This is a genomic window from Streptomyces sp. NPDC096176, from assembly GCF_044763255.1.
Taxonomy (GTDB): Bacteria; Actinomycetota; Actinomycetes; order Streptomycetales; family Streptomycetaceae; genus Streptomyces.
Map to the genome: position 1 here is coordinate 388,212 of NZ_JBIWFV010000008.1, position 20,781 is coordinate 408,992.

Annotated in this window: 14 protein-coding genes; 5 read left to right on the forward strand and 9 right to left on the reverse strand. The window is 70.3% G+C overall.

Annotated features, from left to right (window positions below; translation table 11 throughout):
• Positions 1-63: 63 nt before the first annotated feature.
• Positions 64-1,368, reverse strand: coding sequence for an ABC transporter substrate-binding protein (locus ACIQ7Q_RS24175; protein WP_403865747.1), 1,305 nt, complete (start codon positions 1,366-1,368; stop codon positions 64-66).
• Between the two features lie 237 nt (positions 1,369-1,605).
• Between ACIQ7Q_RS24175 and ACIQ7Q_RS24180 the strand changes: the two genes are divergently transcribed.
• Positions 1,606-4,386 (forward strand): glycosyl hydrolase, encoded by a 2,781-nt coding sequence (locus ACIQ7Q_RS24180; protein WP_403865750.1) that lies wholly within the window; start codon positions 1,606-1,608, stop codon positions 4,384-4,386.
• 36 nt (positions 4,387-4,422) lie between these two features.
• Here ACIQ7Q_RS24180 and ACIQ7Q_RS24185 read toward each other — a convergent pair whose 3' ends face one another.
• The 4 genes from ACIQ7Q_RS24185 to ACIQ7Q_RS24200 all read right to left on the reverse strand — a co-directional run bounded on the left by ACIQ7Q_RS24185 (position 4,423) and on the right by ACIQ7Q_RS24200 (position 8,409).
• The gene (locus ACIQ7Q_RS24185) at positions 4,423-5,448 is read right to left on the reverse strand and encodes a LacI family DNA-binding transcriptional regulator (protein WP_403865753.1); all 1,026 of its coding nucleotides are present in this window, start codon (positions 5,446-5,448) and stop codon (positions 4,423-4,425) included.
• A gap of 176 nt (positions 5,449-5,624) precedes the next feature.
• Positions 5,625-6,185, reverse strand: a complete 561-nt coding sequence (locus tag ACIQ7Q_RS24190; protein ID WP_403865756.1) for a TetR/AcrR family transcriptional regulator — start codon at positions 6,183-6,185, stop codon at positions 5,625-5,627.
• A gap of 4 nt (positions 6,186-6,189) precedes the next feature.
• Entirely contained in the window at positions 6,190-6,828 is a 639-nt protein-coding gene (locus ACIQ7Q_RS24195) for a sugar O-acetyltransferase (protein WP_403865758.1), read from the reverse strand.
• 63 nt (positions 6,829-6,891) lie between these two features.
• Positions 6,892-8,409 (reverse strand): M1 family metallopeptidase, encoded by a 1,518-nt coding sequence (locus tag ACIQ7Q_RS24200; protein WP_403865761.1) that lies wholly within the window; start codon positions 8,407-8,409, stop codon positions 6,892-6,894.
• Positions 8,410-8,599: 190 nt separating this feature from the next.
• On the opposite strand from ACIQ7Q_RS24200, the gene ACIQ7Q_RS24205 reads away from it, so the two are divergent.
• The 4 genes from ACIQ7Q_RS24205 to ACIQ7Q_RS24220 all read left to right on the forward strand — a co-directional run bounded on the left by ACIQ7Q_RS24205 (position 8,600) and on the right by ACIQ7Q_RS24220 (position 15,609).
• Complete coding sequence (locus ACIQ7Q_RS24205; protein WP_403865764.1) at positions 8,600-10,561, forward strand: Xaa-Pro dipeptidyl-peptidase; 1,962 nt, start codon at positions 8,600-8,602, stop codon at positions 10,559-10,561.
• The gene (locus tag ACIQ7Q_RS24210; RefSeq protein ID WP_403865767.1) at positions 10,558-11,838 is read left to right on the forward strand and encodes a M14 family metallocarboxypeptidase; all 1,281 of its coding nucleotides are present in this window, start codon (positions 10,558-10,560) and stop codon (positions 11,836-11,838) included. The genes ACIQ7Q_RS24205 and ACIQ7Q_RS24210 overlap by 4 nt, the downstream gene beginning before the upstream one ends.
• A gap of 117 nt (positions 11,839-11,955) precedes the next feature.
• On the forward strand, positions 11,956-13,707 hold the full coding sequence (locus tag ACIQ7Q_RS24215) for a BCCT family transporter (RefSeq protein WP_403865857.1): 1,752 nt from the start codon (positions 11,956-11,958) through the stop codon (positions 13,705-13,707).
• Between the two features lie 264 nt (positions 13,708-13,971).
• Complete coding sequence (locus tag ACIQ7Q_RS24220) at positions 13,972-15,609, forward strand: ABC-F family ATP-binding cassette domain-containing protein (RefSeq protein ID WP_403865769.1); 1,638 nt, start codon at positions 13,972-13,974, stop codon at positions 15,607-15,609.
• Between the two features lie 36 nt (positions 15,610-15,645).
• On the opposite strand, the gene ACIQ7Q_RS24225 is transcribed toward ACIQ7Q_RS24220, so the two are convergent.
• From ACIQ7Q_RS24225 to ACIQ7Q_RS24240, 4 genes are all read right to left on the reverse strand, one after another.
• Positions 15,646-16,419, reverse strand: a complete 774-nt coding sequence (locus ACIQ7Q_RS24225; protein WP_403865772.1) for an SDR family NAD(P)-dependent oxidoreductase — start codon at positions 16,417-16,419, stop codon at positions 15,646-15,648.
• Between the two features lie 94 nt (positions 16,420-16,513).
• A complete protein-coding gene (locus tag ACIQ7Q_RS24230) occupies positions 16,514-17,662 on the reverse strand; it encodes an MAB_1171c family putative transporter (RefSeq protein ID WP_403865775.1) in 1,149 nt (382 codons plus the stop codon).
• On the reverse strand, positions 17,652-18,140 hold the full coding sequence (locus ACIQ7Q_RS24235; protein ID WP_403865778.1) for a hypothetical protein: 489 nt from the start codon (positions 18,138-18,140) through the stop codon (positions 17,652-17,654). Before ACIQ7Q_RS24235 ends, ACIQ7Q_RS24230 begins: the two co-directional genes overlap by 11 nt.
• 251 nt (positions 18,141-18,391) lie before the next feature.
• A complete protein-coding gene (locus ACIQ7Q_RS24240) occupies positions 18,392-20,779 on the reverse strand; it encodes a Tex family protein (protein ID WP_403865781.1) in 2,388 nt (795 codons plus the stop codon).
• Between the last annotated feature and the right edge of the window lie 2 nt (positions 20,780-20,781).

The following is a 20,781-nucleotide window of genomic DNA, read 5'->3' on the forward strand; positions in this document are numbered from 1 at the left end:
AGGCCGGTCCCGTGCGGGGGCGGAGGCAAGGGGACCGGCCCGAAGGAGATGCGTCGGCGGACGTCAGCCGATGGTGTTGTCGACGCCCTTCTTCGCGTTCGCCCATGCCTTCTCGGACGAGGCGCCCTTGCGCTCGACCTCGCTCAGCGCGTTGGTGATCTGCTGGTTGACGTTCTGGTCGTGCACGCCGAGGACCTGGACCGGCGCCGCCTTGGCCGCGTCACCGAAGATCTGGCCGATCGGCGCTCCGGAGAAGTACGGGTCGGTGGCGCCGGCGACCTTTTCGATCGCCCCGGTGGAGGACGGGAAGTTGCCCTGCTTCTGGAAGAGCTTGGCCTGCTGTTCGGGGGCGGTGAGCCACTCGATCAGCTCGTACGCCTCCTTCTTGTGCTTGGCCGCGCGCGGGATCGAGAGGTACGAGCCGCCCCAGTTGCCGGCGCCCCCGGGCAGCTTGGCGATGTCCCACTTGCCCTTGCCGCTGTCACCTGCCTGGCCCTTGATGTAGCCGAGCATCCAGGCGGGGCAGGGGATGGTGGCGAAGGAGCCGGCGGCGAACGCCTGGTTCCACTGCGGCGACCACTGGTCCAGCTTGGCGCTCAGACCGGCGTCCGCCGCCTCCACGGAGGTGTCCCACGCCGTCTTCAGCGCCGGGTTGGTCTCCCAGATCAGCTTCCCGGAGGCGTCGTAGTAACGCTCCTCCTCCTGGCCGATCATGATGGAGAAGAGGCTGCCGACACTGTCCAGCCACGCGCTCTTGGCGGGTGCATTGGCCTTGTACTGCTCGCCCAGCTCGAGGTAGCCGTCCCAGGTCGACCACTTCTTGGCGAGCTCCTCGCGGTCGGTCGGCAGACCCGCCTGTTCGAACAGGTCCGTGCGGTAGCACATGGCCTCGGGGCCGACGTCGGTGCCGAGACCGAGGACCTGACCGTCCTTGGCGGTGGCGGCGGCCCACTTGAAGTCGGCGAACTGGCTCTTCAGCTTGTCGGCGCCGTACTTCTTCAAGTCCTCGAACTTGTCGGCCTGCTGCTGGGTGACCGACGCGATCCGGCCGACCTCGATGCCCTGGACGTCCGCGAGACCTCCGCCGCCGGCCAGCCGGGTCTGGAGCGACTTCCAGTAGTCGGCCTCGTCCTCGGTGTCGGTCTGCTTGATCGTGACGTTCGGGTGCAGCTTCTCGTACTCCGCGTAGAGACCGGCCTCCTTGTAGCCGAAGGATCCGAACAGGTCGACGGTGAGTGTGATCTTCCCGCCCTCGCCGTCGGAGGCGGTGTCCGACGAACCGGATCCGCAGGCGGCGAGCAGTGCCCCGGCGAGCGCGACCGCACCCAGGCGGACGGCGGCCCTCTTGGCGGCTCTGGCGATGGGCATGGGAAGCCTCCTTGGCTTCGGGATGGAGCGAGAACATTGAGAGCGCTCTCAGATATGCGATTGGAGCGTGCCCCGCGGGCGCGCGCCCCGTCAAGACTCGAAGGCATAACGGGTTGGACTCATGGCCAACAGCGGTCTGTGTTCCCTCTATTGACACGTGTGTTTCAGGAGTTTTACGTTTCGGCCATCTGAGAGCGCTCTCGGCCACCCATCCAGTGATGACGTGAGGTGCTGTTCATGCCAGCCCCCCGCAACAGACCAGCCGCAGCGCTGGTCCTCGCCTCAGCCCTGGCCGCTGTCGGCCTGGGGCCGGCCGCCGCCCCCGCGGCCGCCGCCACCGTCCCCGTAGGCTCCGGCAGCTACTCCGACACCCGCCCCGCCGGCACGTCCGGCCCGACGACCAACACAGGCACGCCGGTCACCCCCAAGGTCACCGCAGCTGCCAGGAACCGCCCGGTGCCCACCAACGACTGGTGGTCCTCCCTCGCCTTCCAGCGCTACGGCGACAACCCGTACTCGACTCCGATGTACGGCCATCCCCTCACCTACCAGGCCACGGCCGGCGGGCTGGACGTGGGCTATCCGACGACACCGGCGATCGTCGGTGACGGCCGCCAGTACGAGTTCGCCCACAAACGCGACCTCACCATCGGCCTCGCCGGTCTCAACTCCCCGGACACCAAGGCCGACGACTGGTCCGACTGGACCGTCACCCCGTACTGGTCCGACGGCACCCGCACCCTGCGCACCACCATCGGCCACGGTCTGCCCTTCGTGTACGCCAAGGGCTCGGGCGGAAACGCTCAGATCACCACGGCCGGCGCCCCCGCCGTCTTCGCCGATCAGGGCAACGTCCTCGGCATCACCGTCGCGGGACACCACTACGCCCTCTTCGCGCCGACCGGCAGCGACTGGAACGTGTCCGGCTCCACCATCAACGCCGGACTCGGCTCCAAGGACTACTTCTCCGTCGCCGTCCTGCCCTCCACCGGCGCTCTCGAGACGTACCGGAAGTACGCCTACAGCTTCGTGACCGGCTCCAAGGTCGACTGGAGCTACACCGGCGGTACGGTCAAGGCCACCTACACCCTCACCACCGAGGCCAAGGAAGGCAGTGAGCGCGGCACGCTCCAAGCGCTCTACCGCCACCAGTGGCGGAACACCACCGACGCGCTCACCGCGCACACCTACGTCTCTCCGCGCGGCACCATGAAGGTCCGGGAGTCGGCCTCCTTCACGACAAGCCAGAAGGCCTCGGCCGTGCTGCCCGCGCTGCCGAAGTCGAACGGCGTCGACACCGCCCGCCTGCGCGGCTACCTGAACGAGGTCGCGAACGCCTCCGACCCGTTCTCCGGTGCCACCGACACCTACTGGACCGGCAAGGCACTCGGCCGGCTCGCCCAGCTCGTCCCCGTCGCCGAGCAGATCGGCGAGGCCGGCATCCGCGACAAGCTCCTCGGCCTGATCAGGGGCAAGCTCCAGGAGTGGTTCACGGCCGGCGGGGCCAACGAGTTCAGCTACGACAAGGACTGGAAGACCCTCACCGGCTACCCGGCCTCCTACGGCAGCGACACCGAGCTCAACGACCACCACTTCCACTACAGCTACTACGTCCATGCCGCGGCGATCGTCGCCCAGTACGACCAGGCGTGGGCCGCCGACTCCGCATGGGGCGGCATGGTCAAGACCCTGATCAGGGACGCCGCGAACGCGGCCCGCACCGACACCGCCTTCCCCTTCCTGCGCGGCTTCGACGTCTACGCGGGACACAGTTGGGCCTCCGGCCACCAGGGCTTCGCCGCGGGCAACAACCAGGAGTCGTCGTCAGAGTCCACCAACCTCAGTGCCGCGCTGGTGCTGTGGGGCTCGGCCACCGGTGACACCTCGATGCGCGACCTCGGCACGTATCTGCTGACCATCGAGTCGGAGTCGATCGCCCAGTACTGGTTCGACGCCGACGAACAGGTCTTCCCGGGCTCCTTCGGCCACGACACGGCGGGCATGGTCTGGGGCAGCGGCGCCGCCTACGCCACCTGGTGGACCGCCAACCCCGAGGAGATCCACGGCATCAACGTCCTTCCCGTGACCGGCGGTTCACTGCACCTCGGCGGCGAGAAGGCCGCGATCCGGCGCAACATCGCCGAGATGGAGCGTGAGAACGGCGGACCGGCCGTCGAATGGCGCGACATCCTCTGGGAGTTCCAGTCGCTGGCCGACCCGGCGGCGGCCAAGTCCAAGTGGGACGCCGGCCACGCCGGTTACACCCCCGAACAGGGCGAGTCCAAGGCCCACACCTACCACTGGATCAGCACCCTCGACACGCTGGGAGCCCCCGACGCCACGGTGACGGGGAACATCCCGACCTCCGCCGTCTTCACCAAGGGCACCGTACGGACGTACGCCGCCCACAACCACGGCTCCACGGCCCGCACGGTGACCTTCTCCGACGGCAAGACGCTGTCCGTGCCCGCTCGCTCGACCGCGACGGGCACCGGAACGGGCAGCGACCCGGACCCCGACCCGGACCCCGACCCGCCGACCGGCAACACCTTTCAGCTGCGCGCCGGGGGAGTCCTCACCACGGCGACCGGTGGAACGGCCGGCAGCGACACCATCGCCTCTGCCGGAGGCGCCAACCACGACGGCACCCCGCACCAGCCGCTCGTCTACGAGGTGAAGGGCGTCAACGGCACCCTCACCCCGGGCGCCGCGACCGCCTTCCGCCTCCAGCTGGACGCGGGCACCACGGTCGGACTCGGCCAGCAGGCCCGCATCAGCTACGACCTCACTGGAGACGGCAGCTTCGAACGGACGGAGACCTACCACTACTTCGCGACCGACCCCGTGCCCGGCTGGGAGGAGTACGCGCAGTCCCGCGGCCTCAAAGCCTCCACCGGCACGCTCGGCAACCTCGCCGGCGGCACCGTGCGCCTCGAGGTGTGGAGCGCGATCGGCAACGGCACCGCGAAGCTCGCGACCGGCACCGACAAGTCCGTGTTGGTGATCCCCTTCGGCTGATCCCCCAGCCCCACGAGAGGCGGTGGGTGTCGGAGGTCAGGCCGATGCCCGCCGCACCAGTGTGGTCGGAGTGATCACGGACGCCGGGGCGTCGCCCCCGGACTCGTTCAGCAGCCGCATCAACAGCCGCACCATCAGCCGGCCCATGCCCTCGATGTCCTGGCGCACCGTGGTCAGCGCCGGCTCCGTGGTGTCCACGACGGAGGTCATGTCGTCGAAGCCGACCAGCGCCACGTCCTCCGGCACCCGCAGACCGCGCTCGCGCAGCGTGCGCAGTGCACCCGACGCCATCAGGTCGTTGGAGACGAAGACGCCGTCGACGTCCGGGCGGCGGTCCAGCAGGTCCGCCATCGCCCGCGCCCCGCTCTCCGCCGTGAAGTCGCCCTGGCAGAACAGGCCGGCGTCGGCGTCCACCAGAACGTCGTGGTAGCCGTCGATCCGGTCCAGCGCGGAGGTCTGGTCGCGGGGCCCGGCGATGTGAGCGATGTTCCTGCGGCCCAGCGACACCAGATGGCGCACGGCTTCCCGGGCGCCCCCGCGGTTGTCGCAGTCGACGTAAGGGACGGCGAGGTCCGAGCCGGAGGCGGGACGACCGCCGAAGACCATGGGTATCTTCGTCCGGCCGATCAGCGCGGGCAGCTCGTCGTCGTTGTGCAAGGAGAAGGCGAGGGCGCCGTCGACATGGCCACCGCCCAGATAGCGCGCGATGCGGTCGTGGTCGTCGGGGCCCTCCACCCACAGCAGCACCAGCTGGGAGTCGTGCGCCGTCAGCTCACGGCTGATCCCGCGGACCTGCTGCTCGAAGAACGGGTCGGAGAAGATCCGGAATTCGGGCTCCGCGATGATCACGGCGACGGCGCCGTTGCGCCGGGTGACCAGCGTGCGCGCCGCGTGGTTCGGCACGTAGCCGAGCTCCTCGACCGCCTGGCGCACCTTGTCGACCAGGGGCGCGCGCACGCCCGCGCCGCCGTTGACGACCCGGGAGGCCGTGGCCCGGGACACGCCCGCGCGCGCCGCGACGGCTTCCAGAGTGGGGCGGGGCCCCGTGGTCTGCTCGGGCAAGGCGTGCGCTCCTCGTCTGCTCCCGGGCTCGGTGAGCCGGTCGGCGGCGTGACCTGTCTCCGACAGGATATCCGCCGTATGCGTGCGTTGAGAGCGCTCCCATGGGGAGGGTCCCGGGTGTCCTGGTGTGAGCCCGGCCGGCGCCCTCGTCAGGGAGGGCGCCGGCCGGGCGGCCTTCAGGGAGTGGACTGTGGCCCTGCCGCAGTGATGCGGGCGATGGCGTCGACGGTCAGTGCGCGGTCGTGCGGCTCGGTGTCCAGGGCGCGGTGCATCGACAGTCCTTCGATGAGTGCGTCGAGCTGACGGGCCGTCGACGGGTCGAAATGCCGCTCCAGCGCCCTTCGGCTGCTGTGCATCCACTCCCGGGTCAGCTCGCGAAAGGCCGGCTGCCGGGCGGCCAGCGTGTACAGCTCGTGGGTGAGCACCAGCTGCCGCTCGTCGCCTCCGGAGAGGTGATGGATCAGGTCGGCGACGGCCTCCCGCGCCTCGTCCGCGGAGCCGGCGGCCCCGAGACGGGACTCGAACAGGGCGACCATGGCGGCGGAGAAGCTGGTGAACGCCTCGCGCAGCAGCTCGTCCATGCCCTGGAAGTGGTAGGTCATCGAGCCGAGGGGGACGCCGGCGCGTGCGGCCACCTTGCGGTGCGACGTGCCCGCGACGCCCTCCTCCGCGATCAGATCCAGGGCCGCCGCGATGATGCGTTCCCGTCGCTCGGGATCCACGCGTCCGGACGCCATCGCCTCAGGCCTCGACCGGGTCGGCCGGGCCGGCGGCGTCGGCCCGGTGCGTGTCGTCGACGGGCTCGAGCGAGCGGACCACGCGGGCCGGGTTGCCCACCGCGACGACGTTCGCCGGGATGTCCTTGGTGACGACGGCGCCCGCGCCGACGACGCTGTTGTCGCCGATGGTGACGCCCGGCAGGACGATCACCCCGCCGCCGAGCCACACGTTGTCGCCGACCGTGATCGGCCGGGCCGCCTCGAGCTTGTCGCGGCGCGGCTGCGGCTCGAGGGGGTGCGTCGGGGTGAGCAACTGCACGTTCGGGCCGATCTGGCAGTCCTTGCCGATCGTGATCGGCGCGACGTCCAGGGCGGTGAAGTTGTAGTTGACGAACGTTCCCGCTCCGATGGAGATGTGGGTTCCGTAGTCGACGAACAACGGCGGCTTGATGTGGGCGCCCGCACCGAGTTCACCGATCAGTTCCGCGACGACCGGCTGCGCGGCGTCCGCATCCTGCGCGTACGCGGCCAGGTACTCGGCGGCCAGCCGGACAGCGCGCTGCGCCTCGCGGGCGATGTCGGGATCGTCGGCGATGTAGAGGTCGCCCGCGAGCATGCGCTGGCGGTTGGTGCGCGGGTCACCGGCGAAGTAGGCAGCCATGCGTACGACCGTACACCACGAGGCGTACGGTCGTACGCATGCCTCCGGCGGGCCCTCCTGCCTTTACTGCCCGTGAGCGTGAGCGTGACCCTGCTCGTGAATCGTGTTCGTCGCCGCGATGCTCTTCCACGACTTCGGCTGCGGCGTCTCGGCACCCTTTGACCGCGCGATGCTCGCCTTGGCCGCAGCGGGAGCACCCGGCTTCGACGCCTCGTACAGCCAGGTGTCGAAGAGCTCGGCGAGCGGCTTGCCCGAGATGCGCTCCGCGTACGCCACGAAGTCGCCCACCGCGGCGTTGCCGTACGCGCGCTCGGCCGGCCAGCCCTTGAGGATCGCGAAGAAGTCCTCGTCGCCGATCTCGTTCCGCAGTGCCTGGAGCGCCAGCGCGCCGCGGTCGTAGACGGCCAGGTGGAACTGGTTCGCGGGGCCCGGGTCACCGGGCCTGACCGTCCAGAACTCGTCGTCGGCCGGATGCTGTGCGTAGACGTGGTCCGCCAGCTCCTGCGCGGTGCCCTCGCCCTCCTTCTCCGACCAGAGCCACTGGCTGTACCGGGCGAAGCCCTCGTTGACCCAGATGTCCTTCCAGCCCTTCACGGACACGCTGTCGCCGTACCACTGATGGGCCAGCTCGTGCACGACCACGGACACGTTGGCGCCGTTCGCGAACTGCCGCGGACTGTAGAACGGCCGGGTCTGCGTCTCCAGGGCGTAGCCACTGGTGACGTTCGGCACGTAGCCGCCCAGCGCGTTGAACGGGTACGGCCCGAAGACCTCGGTCAGCCACTCGGCGACCTCGCCGGTCCGCTCGATGCTGGCCCGCGCGGCGCCCGCGTTGTCACCGAGATCCTTGCTGTACGCGTTCAGGATCGGCAGCCCGTCGGCTGTTGTGTACGTAGTGATGTCGAACTTCCCGACCGCGAGCGTGGCCAGGTAGGTCGCCTGCGGCTTGTTCGAGCGCCAGTTGAAGCGCGTCCAGCCCAGCTTGGAGCTCTGGGAGACCAGCACACCGTTGCTGATCGCCTGCGAGCCGTCCGGTACCGACACCGACACGTCGTACGTCGCCTTGTCCAACGGATGGTCGTTGCTCGGGAACCACCAGACCGCCGAGTCCGGTTCCTGGGCGGCCACCCCGCCGTCCGGCGTGCGATGCCAAGCGGTCCAGCCGCCGATCTTCAGCTCGGAGGGCTTCCCCGCGTACCGCACCACCACCGACACGGACTTGCCCTTGGCGAGCGGCGCGGCCGGGGTGACGACCAGCTCCTGGTCGCCCTCCTTCGTGAAGGCGGCCTTCCTGCCGCCGACCCTCACCTCGCTGACACCGAGGCCGAAATCGAGGTTGAAACGGCTCAGATCCTGCGTGGTGGTGGCGAGGATGGTCGCCGTCCCCTCCAGCAGGTCCGTCTTCGGCCGGTACGTGAGCCTCAGGTCGTAGTGCGACACGTCGTACCCGCCGTTCCCGGCGGCCGGGTAGTAGGGGTCGCCGATGCCGGGGTCGCCTGCGGAGGAGTTTGCGGCCGATGCCGGGATCGCCAGCACAAAGGTGGCCGCGAGCGCGCTCGGGACGATCAGTCTGCGGTGCACGGATGCTCCAAGTCGTGAGAACGGGCGATCTCTTGGACCCTAGACACCTCCCCGTCCTCCGGTCAGGAGCGAACCTCGGCCTTTCACACGACCGCCATCGGCCCGACATGATCCCCGCTGTCCCATTGGTCGCTTTGGTGTGCTGATTGCCCTCTGTCGCACGGGAGTTGACGGGAGTACCTTCCCGCCCATGCCGAATCGTGCGCGGGGAACCCGCTTGACGTGCAGATCGCTGGCAGCGGCGGCCTCGGCCGCCCTGATCGCGCTGGTCCTCGCGCCCACCGGCGCGCAAGGCGCGACACCGGCCCGGGAGAGCAGGCCGGTGTACTCGTACGACGACGCGATCCGGGAGTCCGTCTGGGTCGACACCCGGCTCGACGGTGACGGCGACGGCAGGACGGACCGCGTCGCCGTCGACATCGTCCGCCCGCGCGAGGCGGCGCAGCGGGGCCGGAAGGTGCCCGTCGTCATGGACGCCAGCCCGTACTACGCCTGCTGCGGGCGTGGCAACGAGAGCCAGCGCAAGACGTACGACGCCGACGGCAACCCTGTGCAGTTCCCCCTGTACTACGACAACTACTTCGTGCCCCGCGGCTACGCCTTCGTCGCCGTCGACCTGGCCGGAACCAACCGGTCCGACGGCTGCGTCGACGTCGGCGGCCGCTCCGACGTCCAGTCCGCGAAGGCCGTCGTCGACTGGCTGAACGGTCGCGCCCGCGCCTACACCAGCCGCTCCGGCGGGGAGCGGGCGAGCGCACGCTGGTCCACCGGCGCCACCGGGATGATCGGCAAGAGCTACGACGGGACCGTCGCCAACGGCGTCGCCGCCACCGGTGTACGGGGCCTCAAGACCATCGTCCCGATCGGCGCCATCTCCTCCTGGTACGACTACTACTTCGCCCAGGGCGCGCCCCTGTACAACTCCGGCCCCGAGTGGCTGTCCGACTACGTCGAGAGCCCCGAGGCCCGCGAACGCTGCCAGGCAGTCCAGCAGCGACTCGTCGACGGCGCCCCGCGCAGCGGCGAGTCGACCCCGCTGTGGGCCGAGCGCGACTACGTGCCCGATGCCGGCAACGTGCGGGCCAGCGTCTTCGCCGTGCACGGCATGCAGGACCTCAACGTCCGCGCCAAGCACTTCGGCCAGTGGTGGGACGCCCTCGCGGACAACGGCGTCGAGCGCAAGGTGTGGCTCTCCCAGACCGGGCACGTCGACCCGTTCGACTTCCGGCGCGCCGAGTGGGTACGCACCCTCCACCGCTGGTTCGACCACTACCTCCTCGGCTACGACAACGGCATCGACCGCGAGCCCATGGCCGACATCGAACGGGCACCGGACCGGTGGAGCACCGACCGCCTCTGGCCGCCGCGCACGACCGCCACTGCGGCACTGCGCCCGAACACCGGCACGAAACCCGGCGTCGGCGCGCTGTCACTGAAACCGGCCCGGCCGGGGGCGACCGAGACGTTCACCGACGATCCCCGCCTCGACGAGACCGACTGGGCCGCGGCGGTCGACACGGCGACGCCCGCCAAGGCCGGGTTCATCACCCGCCCCCTCGGCCGCGACCTGCGGCTGTCCGGCTCCTCGCGGGTGACCGTCACCGCCACCCCCTCCACCACCAGTGCCCACCTGTCTGCCGTGCTGGTCGATCTGGGACCCGACACCATCCGGGACTACGCAGCCTCCGGCGAAGGCATCACCACCCTTGCGGAGCGCACCTGCTGGGGCGCGAGCACCACCGGCGACAGCTCCTGCTTCAAGGAGACGAAGGCGCGCACCATCGACGTCGGCCACACGGTGTTCAGCCGCGGCTGGGCCGATCTGGGCGGCTACAAGCCCGATGCGCTGACACCCGGCAAGGCGTACACGGTCACCCTCGACCTGCACGCGAGCGACCACGTCGTCCCGGCGGGCCACCGGCTCGCACTCATTCTCGCCGGCACCGACCAGGACCTCATCGACCCGCCGGACACCACGCCGCGCCTCTCCCTCGATCTCGCCCGTACCGCTGCGAAACTGCCCGTCGTCGGCGGGGCGTCCGCCTTCGCCCGCGCCGTCGCAGGACCCGTCCCAGTCCCCACCGACTCCCGCCTCGGCGGTGTCGCGGCACCACGTCAGATCCGCCCGATCCCGGGAGGCAGCACCCGATGAATTTCCGTGTCCGCACCCTCGCCCTGACGGGCGTCGCCGCCGCGCTCGCCGTACCGCTGATCACCGGCCCCGCCGAGGCCGCACACACCGTGCCACGGACGGGCTTCGAGACGAGCGACGGCGAGCGCTGGACCACGCAGCCGGAGGAGCAGAGCTTCCTCGCCGCCGTCGACCGGGGCAGCGACCGGATGTCACTCGAGCGCATCGGTACGACAAAACAGGGCCGCCCCCTGCAACTCGTCCACCTCGGGGCGCGCAGCTCGTCCCACACCGTGCTGCTGATCTGCTCCCAGCACGGTGACGAGCCGTCGGGCAGGGAAGCATGCCTGACGACGGTCCGCGACCTCGCCCACGCCGGGGACGGCGTGACCCGCAGGCTGCTGTCCAGGACGCACGTCCTCGTCGTCCCCACCGCCAACCCCGACGGCAGAGCCGCTGACACCCGGGGGAACTCGGACGGTGTCGACATCAACCGCGACCACATCGCCCTGAAGACCGCGGAGGGCCGGGCCATGGCCGCCGTCATCCGCGACCGGCGCCCGGACGTCATCTACGACCTGCACGAGTACGGCGCCACGCCGCCGTACTACGACAAGGACCTGTTCGACCTGTGGCCGCGCAACCTCAACTCCGAGGCCGCGGTGCGCGACGAGGCGCGGACCCTCTCCGGCGACTACGTACGGCCCGCCGCGCACGACGAGGGATTCAGCACCGGCACCTACGGCATCTGGACCGACCCGGTGACCGGCGAGCCGATCAAACAGACCGCCGGGGACGGCCAGGAACGCATCCTGCGCAACACCTCCGGAATCAAGAACGCGGTCGGCCTGCTCATCGAGAGCCGTGTCGACGCGCTGACCGAGCAGGAGCAGTCGGATCCCGCCCTGAACAACCGGCGTCGCGTGAACAGCCAACTCGCGGCACTCGACGGACTGCTGTCGTACGCGGACGAGCGCCGCGGCAGCGTCGAGGCGGCGACCACCGCCGCCCGCCTCTCCGGCTTCAGGGACCGGGGCCCGGTCTACCTGGGCGGCGCCGACAACGACCCCGCCACCCCCGAGGAGACGCTTGCCGACCCACCGTGCGGGTACCGGCTCGACGCGGATCAGTACGCGCAGGTGAAGGACGAACTGGCCCTGCACGGTGTCTGGTCGTGGCGGGACGGGGAAGGTGCCTTTGTGCCGCTGCGGCAGTCGCAGCGGGAGCTTGTTCCGCTACTCCTGGATATGCGCGCGACATATCACCTCGTTTCGGCCGAGCCGGTCCCGGCCTGTTGACGCTATGACGTGCATCACACGTGGTAGGGGGTACCGGAGAGCGGAAAAGCCTCCGCGAATTGGTGAAAGGTGCCACTTGTGTCGCACGACGAACAGAAACCTGGGCCACGGTTGCGGTTGCCGGTGAGGGCTGCCTTGCCCGGCCGTCACCCGTACGAGGACAGAGCGCCGGTCACCGACCGGGTGGTGTTCGGCGTGACGGCCGCTCTCACCCTGGCTTTTGTGATCTGGGGATCCTCCTTCACCGATGCGCTGGAGAGCGTCTCGGACACGATGCTGAACGGCCTGATGCACAACGGCGGCTGGGCGTTCGTCCTGGCCGCCTCCGGCTTCGTCGTGTTCGCGCTGTGGCTCGCCATCAGCCGTTACGGCCGGATCGAGCTCGGCCAGGAGCACGAGGAACCCGAGTTCCGCACCGTCTCCTGGGTCGCGATGATGTTCAGCGCCGGCATGGGCATCGGCCTGATGTTCTACGGCGTCAGCGAGCCGCTCGCGCACTATGTGACTCCGCCGCCGGGGACCGACCCTGCCGACTCTGCCGACGCTATGCAGACGGCGCTGGCCACGACGCTCTTCCACTGGACCCTCCATCCCTGGGCCATCTACGCCGTGGTCGGTCTTGCCATCGCCTACAGCACCTTCCGGCGCCGCAGGCGGCAGACCATCAGCGCCGTCTTCGAGCCCCTGATCGGCAAGAAGCGGGCGGAGGGCGCCCCGGGACGAGTGATCGACATCCTCGCGATCTTCGCCACGCTCTTCGGATCAGCCACCTCCCTGGGCCTCGGCGCGCTCCAGATCGGCAGCGGCTTCCGAGAATTGGGATGGATGGAGAAGGCCGGGACCGGCCTTCTCATCGCCATCATCGGTGTGCTGACGGCGGCCTTCGTGTTCTCCGCGGTCTCCGGTGTCGAGCGTGGCATCCAGTGGCTGTCGAACACCAACATGGTGCTGGCCGTGGTGCTCGCTCTGTTCGTCTTCATCGCCGGGCCGACCATCCTCGTCCTCGACCTGATTCCGACCTCGCTCGCCTCGTACATCGGCGAGCTGCCGCAGCTGGCCGGGCGCACCGAGGCGGCGACCGGTGGCGGAGACGTCGCGGACTGGCTGAGCAGTTGGACGGTCTTCTACTGGGCCTGGTGGATTTCCTGGACGCCGTTCGTCGGCATGTTCATCGCCCGCATCAGCCGCGGGCGGACGATCCGTCAGTTCGTCGGCGGCGTCATCCTGGTCCCGAGCAGCGTCAGCCTGATCTGGTTCGCCGTCTTCGGCGGCACGGCCATGAAGCTCCAGGAGGACGGACGGCTCGGGAACGAGACGACGCCCGAGGGACAGCTCTTCGGTGTGCTCCAGGAGTTCCCGATCGCCGGTGTGATGAGCCTGCTGGTGATGATCCTGGTCGGAATCTTCTTCGTCTCGGGGGCCGACGCCGCCTCGATCGTCATGGGCACCCTCTCCCAGAAGGGCACCTTCGAACCTGCCCGGATCGTCGTCATCTTCTGGGGTGTGGTGACCGGAGCCGTGGCGGCGGTCATGCTGCTCGTCGGAGAGGGCAAGGGCGACGCACTCGCCGGTCTGCAACATCTGACGATCCTTGTCGCGGCCCCGTTCGTGCTGGTGATGGTGGGCATGTGCGTGGCTCTCATGCGCGATCTGCGCCAGGACCCGCTGATCGTCCGTGGCGAGCTCGCGGAGGAGGCCGTCGAGACAGCGGTGATCGCAGGTCACGAGAAGTACGCAGGTGACTTCGAGATCCGTATCGGGCCGGGCCCGGAGGCCGGGACCCACACCCGGCCCCGGACCGGAACCGACCCGGGGACCGGCACGGGGGACGACCCCGGCACCGGCCGCGGCGGAGCCAAGGACTCCTGACCGGTCACGGACGGCTGGCGCATGACAGGGAACGGCGCGGACAGCAGACGGCGCGCAGACCAGCAGACCCGGCAGGGCGGGCGGGGCATGACCCCGCCCGCCCTGCCGCTCGTCGCCTCTGAGGCCCCGGACACACAGAGCCGGGCACCCGTGGAATCCGGCTGGACATGAGGATGCCCGGGGACGATCCTTCGTCGCGGTATGAGCCATGGGGGGGTGCTGGTCATCCAGGTGCCGCCCCGCTGATTTAGGATGCACCCCCTGATGACTGCAACTCTCGTCGCCAAGGATCTCGCCGCGGGCCACGGCGACCGTTCGCTCTTCTCCGCCCTGGATCTTGTCGTCGCACCCGGCGACGTGATCGGCCTCGTCGGCGTCAACGGCGCCGGCAAGTCCACGCTGCTGCGTCTGCTCGCCGGACTCGACCGGCCCGAGCAGGGTGAGCTGAGGCTCTCCCCGCCGACCGCCACCGTCGGCCACCTCCCGCAGGAGCCCGAGCGGCGCGAGGGCGAGAGCGTGCGCGACTTCCTCGCCCGGCGCACCGGTGTGGCCGCCGCGCAGACCGCCATGGACGCCGCCACCCAGGGTCTGGTGGAGGGCGCCCCGGGAGCCGACGACGCCTATGCCGTCAGCCTGGAGCGCTGGCTCGACCTCGGCGGCGCGGACCTCGACGAGCGCGCGGAGGAGGTCGTCGGCTCCCTCGGTCTGACCGTCGGCGTCGACCAGCCCATGACGTCCCTGTCCGGCGGCCAGGCCGCCCGCGCCGGTCTCGCCTCGCTCCTGCTGTCCCGCTACGACGTGTTCCTGCTCGACGAGCCGACGAACGACCTCGACCTGGACGGCCTCGAGCGCCTCGAGACCTTCGTCCAGGGCCTGCGCGCCGGCACGGTCGTCGTCAGCCACGACCGCGAGTTCCTCACCCGCACTGTCACCAAGGTCCTAGAACTCGACCTCGCCCAGCAGCAGATCACCCTCTACGGCGGCGGGTACCAGGCCTATCTGGAAGAGCGCGAGACCGCCCGCCGGCACGCCCGTGAGGAGTACGACGAGTACGCCGACAAGCGGGCGGCCCTCGAGGGCCGCGCCCAGATGCAGCGCAACTGGATGGACAAGGGCGTCAAGAACGCCCGCCGCAAGGCGACCGACAACGACAAGATCGGCCGCAAGATGCGCAGCGAGGCGAGCGAGAAGCAGGCTGCCAAGGCCCGCCAGACCCAGCGCATGATCGAACGGCTCGACGCCGTCGACGAGCCCCGCAAGGAGTGGGAGCTGCGGATGGAGATCGCCGCCGCCCCGCGTTCCGGTTCAGTGGTTGCCACCCTCCGCGATGCGGAGGTCAGGCGGGGCGGCTTCCGCTTCGGTCCCGCCTCGCTCCAGATCGACTGGGCGGACCGCGTGGCCATCACCGGCGCCAACGGAGCGGGGAAGTCCACGCTGCTGGCCGCCCTGCTCGGCAGGCTCACGCTCGACGAAGGGCACGCCTCGCTCGGCTCCGGCGTGGTCGTCGGAGAGGTGGACCAGGCCCGCGGTCTGTTCTACGGCCCCGAGACCCTGCTGGACGCCTTCTGCGCGGCCGTCCCCGACACCGAGCCGGCCGAAGTGCGCACGTTGCTGGCCAAGTTCGGGCTCAAGGCCGACCATGTGCTCCGCCCGGCGACGACCCTGTCCCCGGGCGAGCGGACCCGCGCCGCGCTCGCCCTCCTCCAGGGCCGCGGCGTCAATCTGCTCGTACTGGACGAGCCGACCAACCACCTCGACCTGGCCGCCATCGAACAGCTGGAGTCGGCGCTCGACTCGTACACCGGGACGCTGCTGCTGGTCACGCACGACCGCCGGATGCTGGACGCCGTGCGGGTGACGCGGCGCGTGGAGGTCGCTGACGGCAAGGTCACGGAGAGCTGAGTCGGCCCGCGGGCGCCGTCGCGGACGCCGGTCGTCTCACTGGTCCGCCGGGGGCCTGCGGGTGCGGGCCAGCTTCGAGGCGACCAGGTGCCGCGGCAGATGCCGCACGGCCTGTGCGTACGCCTTGTACCGCCAGCCCGTGATACTCACCGGCCGTCGCCTGGCCAGGTCCCTGAGGGCCTGTGCCACCACGTCGTCCGGGTCGAGCCACACCGCGTCGCGCAGCGCGCTCACGTCCATCCCGGCCCGCTCCTGGAACTCGGTGCGGGTGAATCCGGGCACGACGGCCAGCACCCTCACCCCGTACGGGGCGAGGTCAACCCGCAGCGACTCGCTGAACGACGTCACCCACGCCTTGGCGGCGCCGTAGGTGCCGGCCGGCAGCAGGCCCGCCACCGACGACACGTTGACGACCGCTCCGCGACGCCGCGACCGCATGCCGGGCAGCGCGGCGTGCGTGAGTCGCAGCGGCACCTTCACCAGCAGCTCAAGCATCCGCTCCTCGTCCTCGACGGGGCTGTACGGGAAGGGCGCCGCCAGGCCGAAGCCCGCGTTGTTCACGAGCATGTCCACGGGCCGGGCGGGATCGGACAACCGGGCGGTGACGGCTCGGACTCCGGACGGTTCGAGCAGGTCGGCGGGCAGGATCTCCGTCGAGACGGCGTACCGGGCGCGAATCTGCTCCGCCCCCGCCTCCAGGCGTTCCTTGTCGCGGGCGACCAGGACGAGGTCGCAGCCCTTGGCGGCGAATCCGCGGGCGAACGCAGCGCCCAGTCCGGCACTCGCGCCGGTGATCAGAACGGTGGTCACGATGTGATCGCTTTCATGAGTCGGTGCGTTGCGGGGCTGCGTTGCGAGGGGCCGAACCCCCGGGGCAGGCAGTCCCGAGTCGGCGGGGGACAGGTCAGCGGGACGGACGGAAGGAGGCTGTCGCGGAGGACCGGTAGGCGTCGGCCACGTCGATGAGGAACCGCCGTTCGTCGTCGAGGTCGTTGCCGACCATCGCCGGCGCGCTGTACGGCTGCGGTTGCCGGTCGAGCCCGTCCGCCTTGGCGCGCCGGGCCTCCTTGATGACACAGGCGAGTACGGCGGCTTCCGTCTGCCGTCCGCGGCTGAGGTGTTCGCGTGCCCGCTCGTCCGTCCCGGGCGGCACATAGTCGCCCAGCATCAAGATCGCGTCCCGTGTCTCGATCACCTTGCGGTAGACGAGCAGATCACGCGGCAGCGGCGGCCACAGCAGCTCCACCGCCCGCGTCGCGCGCGGCTCGTGCAGGGCCACGTGCGGCATCGACCGCACCAGGTCACGCCACAGCGGCCACAGCCGCCAGGCGGTCGACATGTCCGCCGTCGTTCTGCGCAGCACGGCCAGGGTGGGCAACAGGATGGCCGCGGCCCGCAGTACTCCGTGCAGGTTCATCAGCAGCGGCAGATACGGCATCTGCCAGGCCGTGCCCCACAGCGCTTTGAGCAGATAGCCGATCCAGAACAGCCCCGCCAGGGCGGTGCCGAGCCCGAACAGCCGCAGTCCCGTGGCGAGCCCCGGGCTCTCCGCGCGTCTGCTGTAGTGCCAGCACACATACACGCAGACTGTGTTGGCCAGCAGATGGGTGCCCATCAGCGTCAGCCAGTAGGCGAGTGAGGGCACCGGGTCGCCGCCCGGCGGCATCCCGTGCTGTCCGTGCCGCGGTGCGACGAGGTCCAGCACCACCATGGCGCCCAGCGGCACGGCCGTCGCCAGCGCCGCCGCCCGTTGCCGGCCGCGGCTGCTCGTGGTGCCGCAGACGAAGTAGAGGACCGCGCCCGCGGACAGAACGCCCGTCAGATTCCGTACCAGGCCGACCACGTGGACGAGCCCGTCATCCCGCTCGGCGAACGCGACGACCGACGGAAGGTTGAGCGTCATCGCCGCCGCCGCCGTTGCCACCGCGAGCCACAGGCCGCGCTGCTCCGGCGAGCGAAGTGCCGAACGTGCCCGCACCAGCACGGCGAACCAGAGGAGGACCACACTGGGTACGGCGAGCCAGTCGCCGAACTGCACGATGTCAGCCCGCATCGGACGACCTCACTCCCAGCGCGGAACCGAGCCGCTCCAGGGTGCCGTCCGGCTCCCTGCCCAAGGGCAACGCACCCGCCTTCGTACGGATCAGGCTGGCCAGCATCTCGGCCTCCTGCTCTTCGCGGGTCGTGTAGTCGGTACGTCCCAGGGCGGTGGGATAGCCGCCGCTCTCCGCGCCTGCGAGGAAGTTGTGACCGAAGAGGATGTGCCCCAACTCGTGCAGGACGATGTGCTCCTGGTGCGGTCGCGATGTGCGCGCCTCGTAGAAGACGTGATCGACGCTCTCGGTGCCCACCCACAGTCCGCAGACACCGGACTGGGCGGCTTCCTCGGGCAGCGGGTGCAGCCGCACGGGGCGGCCCCGCTGCTCGGCTATTCGGGAGCACAACTCGTCGAGGGAGAAAGGATTCGACAGCTCCAGTTGACTGAGAATCGCCTCACAGCGTTTGCGCAGAGCGGCGTGCCCGTATGGCATGTGTTCCCCGTTCGGACCCCTTTTCGGGCAGCGTCGATAGGCAGTTACGGAAGTGGTCATGGTGTCCTGAGCCTTCAAGCGGCGTCTGGGACGGTGGTCCTCAGCGGTGTCGGGCGGCGGCCCGCACCGGAGCGGCGGGCGGGCCCTGCGTCATCCCTACCCACCAGCCGGGGGAGTTGGCAAGGCACGACAGGACCGGGGCAGACGATCAAGCCATCGTCCCCCCGGTCCTTTCGTGCGGTTCCGCTGCGTCAGCCGCGGCCCTTGCCGCCGTCCAGCAGACCGGCCTTGCGCAGGGCGTCCGCCATCGCGCTGTTCGCGGGGGCGGGGGCCTGACGGGCCGGGGCCTGCCGCGTCGCCCCGCCCCCGCCCGAGCCGCCTCGGCGCTCGCGCCCGCCGCCCTGGCGCTGCTGCGGCGGACGGCCGCCGCGTTCGCGGCGGGGCGCTCCCTGGTCCGTCGACTGCGCCGACGCGTCGTCGTCCAGCCGCAGCGTCAGCGAGATCCGCTTGCGCGGAATGTCGATGTCGAGCACCTTCACCTTCACCACGTCGCCCGGCTTGACCACGTCACGCGGGTCCTTGACGAAGGTCTTGGACATCGCGGACACATGAACCAGACCGTCCTGGTGGACACCGACGTCCACGAACGCCCCGAACGCGGCGACGTTCGTGACGACGCCCTCCAGAACCATGCCGGAGACCAGGTCGGAGATCTTCTCCACGCCCTCCTTGAAGGTGGCCGTCCTGAACGCGGGCCGCGGGTCGCGGCCCGGCTTCTCCAGCTCCCGCAGAATGTCCGTCACGGTCGGCAGACCGAAGGTCTCGTCGACGAAGTCGGCCGGCCGCAGTGACCGCAGCACCGAGGTGTTGCCGATGAGCGAGGCCACCTCGCCACCGCTCGTCTTCACCATCCGCCGCACCACCGGGTACGTCTCCGGGTGCACGCTGGAGGCGTCCAGCGGGTCGTCGCCGCCGCGGATGCGCAGGAAGCCGGCGCACTGCTCGTACGCTTTCGGGCCGAGCCGGGCGACGTCCTTGAGGGCCTTGCGAGACCGGAACGGGCCGTTGGAGTCGCGGTGCGCCACGATGTTCTCCGCCAGGCCCGCGCCGATGCCGGAGACCCGTGAAAGCAGCGGCGCGGACGCCGTGTTGACGTCGACACCCACACCGTTCACACAGTCCTCGACGACAGCGTCGAGCGACCGGGACAGCTTCACCTCGGACAGGTCGTGCTGGTACTGCCCGACCCCGATCGACTTGGGGTCGATCTTCACCAGCTCGGCGAGGGGGTCCTGCAGTCGGCGCGCGATCGACACCGCGCCGCGCAGCGACACGTCCAGGCCGGGCAGCTCCTGCGAGGCGAAGGCCGACGCCGAGTACACGGACGCGCCCGCCTCCGAGACCATCACCTTGGTGAGGCCCAGCTCCGGGTGCCGGGTGAGGAGATCACCGGCGAGCTTGTCCGTCTCACGGGAGGCCGTGCCGTTGCCGATCGCGACCAGGTCGACCGCGTGCGTCTTGGCGAGACGGGCCAGCGTGGCCAGCGACTCGTCCCACTTGTTCGCGGGCACGTGCGGATAGATCGTGTCGGTCGCGACGACCTTGCCGGTCGCGTCGACGACCGCGACCTTCACTCCGGTACGGAAGCCGGGGTCGAGACCGAGCGTGGCGCGCGTCCCGGCCGGGGCGGCCAGCAGCAGGTCCCGCAGGTTCGCCGCGAAGACCCGTACCGCCTCGTCCTCCGCCGCCGTACGCAGCCGCAGGCGCAGGTCGATGCCGAGGTGAACCAGGATCCGGGTGCGCCACGCCCAGCGGACGGTGTCGCCGAGCCACTTGTCACCGGGCCGCCCCTGCTGGGCCACACCGAAGCGGGAGGCGATGATCCCCTCGTACGACGAAGGGCCCTCGACCGGCTCCTCGGGCTCGAGCGCCAGGTCGAGGACCTCTTCCTTCTCGCCCCGGAACATCGCGAGGACCCGGTGCGAGGGCAGCTCCGTGAAGCCCTCGGAGAAGTCGAAGTAGTCGGCGAACTTCGCGCCCGCCTCCTCCTTGCCGTCACGGACCTTCGCCGCGAGCCTGCCGCGCGTCCACATCCGCTCGCGCAGTTCGCCGATGAGGTCGGCGTCCTCGGAGAAACGCTCCGCCAGGATTGCCCGCGCGCCGTCCAGAGCCGCGGCCGCGTCCGCGACGCCCTTCTCCGCGTCGACGAATGCCGCAGCGGCCGCGAGCGGCTCGACCGACGGGTCGCTCAACAGGCCCTCGGCCAGCGGCTCGAGACCCGCCTCGCGCGCGATCTGCGCCTTGGTGCGCCGCTTGGGCTTGAACGGCAGGTAGATGTCCTCGAGCCGCGCCTTGGTGTCGGCGGCCCGCATCTGCGCCTCGAGCGCGTCGGTGAGCTTGCCCTGCTCCCGCACGGACTCCAGGATCGCCGTCCGCCGGTCCTCCAGCTCCCGGAGGTAACGCAGCCGCTCCTCGAGCGTGCGCAGCTGCGCGTCGTCGAGCATCTCGGTCGCTTCCTTGCGGTAGCGAGCGATGAACGGCACGGTGGACCCGCCGTCGAGCAGCTCGACGGCCGCCTTCACCTGCCGCTCCCGTACGCCGAGCTCCTCGGCGATCCTGCCTTCGATGGACGTCGTCACGG

Bases quoted from the DNA above. Each gene is read 5' to 3' on its own strand.
- ACIQ7Q_RS24195 (WP_403865758.1), bottom strand. From the start codon at position 6,828: ATGGCTGCCTACTTCGCCGGTGACCCGCGCACCAACCGCCAGCGCATG.
- ACIQ7Q_RS24190 (WP_403865756.1), bottom strand. From the start codon at position 6,185: ATGGCGTCCGGACGCGTGGATCCCGAGCGACGGGAACGCATCATCGCG.
- ACIQ7Q_RS24180 (WP_403865750.1), top strand. From the start codon at position 1,606: ATGCCAGCCCCCCGCAACAGACCAGCCGCAGCGCTGGTCCTCGCCTCA.
- ACIQ7Q_RS24230 (WP_403865775.1), bottom strand. From the start codon at position 17,662: ATGCGGGCTGACATCGTGCAGTTCGGCGACTGGCTCGCCGTACCCAGT.
- ACIQ7Q_RS24210 (WP_403865767.1), top strand. From the start codon at position 10,558: ATGAATTTCCGTGTCCGCACCCTCGCCCTGACGGGCGTCGCCGCCGCG.
- ACIQ7Q_RS24175 (WP_403865747.1), bottom strand. From the start codon at position 1,368: ATGCCCATCGCCAGAGCCGCCAAGAGGGCCGCCGTCCGCCTGGGTGCG.
- ACIQ7Q_RS24235 (WP_403865778.1), bottom strand. From the start codon at position 18,140: ATGCCATACGGGCACGCCGCTCTGCGCAAACGCTGTGAGGCGATTCTC.
- ACIQ7Q_RS24205 (WP_403865764.1), top strand. From the start codon at position 8,600: ATGCCGAATCGTGCGCGGGGAACCCGCTTGACGTGCAGATCGCTGGCA.
- ACIQ7Q_RS24220 (WP_403865769.1), top strand. From the start codon at position 13,972: ATGACTGCAACTCTCGTCGCCAAGGATCTCGCCGCGGGCCACGGCGAC.